Origin of the sequence: Rubrivivax benzoatilyticus JA2 = ATCC BAA-35 (genome assembly GCF_000190375.1) — a bacterium.
GTDB lineage: Bacteria > Pseudomonadota > Gammaproteobacteria > Burkholderiales > Burkholderiaceae_C > Rubrivivax > Rubrivivax benzoatilyticus.
Window position 1 is genome coordinate 1 of record NZ_AEWG01000071.1, and the last position, 2,523, is coordinate 2,523.

The following is a 2,523-nucleotide window of genomic DNA, read 5'->3' on the forward strand; positions in this document are numbered from 1 at the left end:
ACACGGTCTTCGTCTTCGCCCGGCCGGCCGACGGCTCGCGCATGCCGCTGGCGATCGTCAAGCGCACCGCCGGCGAGCTGCCGTTCGAGTTCACGCTCGACGACAGCCAGGCGATGACGCAGGAGATGCTGCTGTCGGCGCAGAAGCGCGTGATCGTCGGCGTGCGCGTCAGCAAGACCGGCGACGCGATGCCTCAGCCGGGCGACCTGCAGGGCTTCAGCGAGCCGGTGGCCGTCGGCGCCAACGGCGTGCGCATCGTCATCGGCGACGTCGTCAAGTGAGACCCGGGCCCGCCGCCGGCGGGCCCGGGGATCAGACCGCCTCGAGCACCGGCCGCGGCGCGGCGGGGCTGCCGGCCGCGAGGAAGGCGTCGAGGTCGTTGAGGAACGGCCGCGGCAGCTCGAAGAACGGCAGCGCGCCGGTCGGGTAGACGCTGAAGCGCCAGTTCGGCTTGCCGTTGACGATGGACATCGCGCGGTAGTCGGTGAAGTCGCCGAGCACGCCGTGGCTGGCCCAGACCGGCTGCGGCAGCGCCTCGTAGACCCGCTGGATGTCGGCGCTGAACAGCTTGCCGGCCAGGAAGGCCAGCGGCGCGAAGCGGGCGCCGGGCTGGCGCGCGGTGGCCACGCAGTAGGCCCACAGCGTCTCGTCGATGCCCTTGCTGCCCCAGGTGCGCTCGAGGAAGTAGCGCACGACGCCGGGGCGTGTCAGCAGCCGGTACAGCGGGTCCGACCAGAGCTTCGCCGACAGCAGCCGGTGCAGCCAGGGCATGGCCAGCGTGCTGCCTTGCGGCCCGCGCAGCGTGCGCCGGCCGCTGAAGCCGGTGGGGCTGACCAGCGCCACGCGGCCGAAGGCCTCGGGCGCCTCCAGCGCGGCGCGGGCGACGAACTCGCAGCCCAGCGACACGCCCAGCACGTCCACGGGCTGGGCGCCGCAGCGCTCGCGGATCGGCGCCAGCATCGCCAGCACGGCGTCGGTCATCAGCCGCGGCGTGTAGTCGCGGTCGCTGCGTTGGCTGCTGCCGAAGCCCGGCAGGTCGAGCGCGAAGACTGTGCGTTCGCGGCAGGCGTGGTCGAAGATCGGCCGCACGTCGGCCGCCGAGCCGGCGGCGTTGACGCTGTGCACCAGCAGCAGCGGCCGGCCGCGGCCGGCGACGTAGTAGCCGAGGTCCCCCAGCGTGTGCTGCTCGCCGGCCAGGGCCGGCGGCAGCGGGGCGTGCGGGGCGGCGGAGAGGGGCGGGCGGTGTGAGTCCATGTCGACATCGTCGCCGCAAGCGCGATGTCGCGTGGTCGGCCCGGTGCGCAGCCCCGTGTAGGACAGGGGCTCGCGTGAATCCTCAACGCCTGCGGGGGTCGTCGCGGCGCGGGAACCAGTGCTCGATCAGCGCCGCCGCACGGTCGCGCCCGCCGATGCCGAAGGCCAGCGCGAGCGCGAACACGACGCCGGTCAGCAGGATCAGGAAGGTCTGCTGCACCAGGCCGCCGCCGATGTCGAGGTGGTCGATGGCGATCAGCAGCACGAAGGTGACGATCGCGTACTGGACGATGCGCGCCAGGATCTCGGCGTCGCCGATGCCCGCCGTGCGGCACCAGGCGAGCACCGACTGGCCGACGAAACGCGCGAAGTACAGCCCGAAGACCAGCACCAGCAGCGCCACCAGCAGCCGCGGCAGGAACAGCAGCACACGCGACAGCAGCTCGGTCACCTGCGCCAGCCCGAGGCCGTTGAAGGCCACGACCAGCGCGCCCAGCAGCACCAGCCAGAAGACGATCAGCGCGAACAGGTCGCTGGTCGTCTTGTCGGTGCCGCCCTGCTGCAGGAAGCCGTCGAAGCCGGCGCGCTCGGTCAGCACGTGGAAGTTCAGCGCCTTCAGCGCGCGGCCGGTGGCGTAGCGTGCGGCCTTGGCGAGCAGCCAGCCGGCCACCGCGATGGCCAGCGCGATGCCCAGCCGCGGCAGGAAGGCGCCGGCCTGCGCGAGCAACGTGCGCAGCGGTTCGATGGCGAGGTCCAGCGTGTCCATGGGAGGTCTCCGTCTACGGGCCCAGCAGCCGGGCCAGCGTCGCCAGCGCGGCCAGCGGGGCGGTGGCGCCGGCCGGGCGGCGCCGCAGTTCGTCGTGCAGCTCGCGCAGCGCGGCGTCGATCTCGAACAGCGCGAGCGTCGAGGCCGGGCCGTCGAAGGCGTCGCGGCCGGCGACCAGGCCCAGCGCCAGCGCACGTCCGGCGTAGGTCTCGACGAAGGTCTGGCGCAGCGTCGACGCCCAGGTCTCGGCCAGGGCCTCGCGGCGCCGCTGCTCGGCCTAGCCGTGCGCGCCGCGCTGCAGCGCCGCCACGCGCACCAGTTCCAGCGACTGCAGCAGCCCGGCAACGTCGCGCAGCGGCGAGCGCCGTTCGCGGCGCTCGGCGGCGGCCAGCGTGGTGTCGCCCTCGAAGTCGGCGATGACGAAGTCCTCGTGCACCAGCAGCACCTCCTGCAGCCGCAGCGCGCCGTGGATGCGGATCTTGGGCCGCCGGCGCCGTGCGCGG

3 protein-coding genes and 1 pseudogene are annotated in these 2,523 nt (G+C 73.8%); 1 reads left to right on the forward strand and 3 read right to left on the reverse strand.

Going from position 1 to position 2,523, the window contains the following annotated elements:
- Positions 1–281, forward strand: a 281-nt coding sequence (locus RBXJA2T_RS20345) for a c-type cytochrome biogenesis protein CcmI/CycH (protein WP_009856815.1), incomplete at its 5' end; no start/stop codon positions are given.
- A 31-nt stretch (positions 282–312) separates the two neighbouring features.
- Here the strand turns inward: RBXJA2T_RS20345 and RBXJA2T_RS07910 are convergent.
- The 3 genes and pseudogenes from RBXJA2T_RS07910 to RBXJA2T_RS20350 all read right to left on the reverse strand — a co-directional run.
- On the reverse strand, positions 313–1,254 hold the full coding sequence (locus tag RBXJA2T_RS07910; RefSeq protein ID WP_009856816.1) for an alpha/beta fold hydrolase: 942 nt from the start codon (positions 1,252–1,254) through the stop codon (positions 313–315).
- 82 nt (positions 1,255–1,336) lie between these two features.
- Complete coding sequence (locus tag RBXJA2T_RS07915; protein ID WP_009856817.1) at positions 1,337–2,020, reverse strand: mechanosensitive ion channel family protein; 684 nt, start codon at positions 2,018–2,020, stop codon at positions 1,337–1,339.
- A gap of 277 nt (positions 2,021–2,297) precedes the next feature.
- Positions 2,298–2,523 (reverse strand): annotated as a pseudogene (locus RBXJA2T_RS20350) (hypothetical protein); the annotation flags it as partial.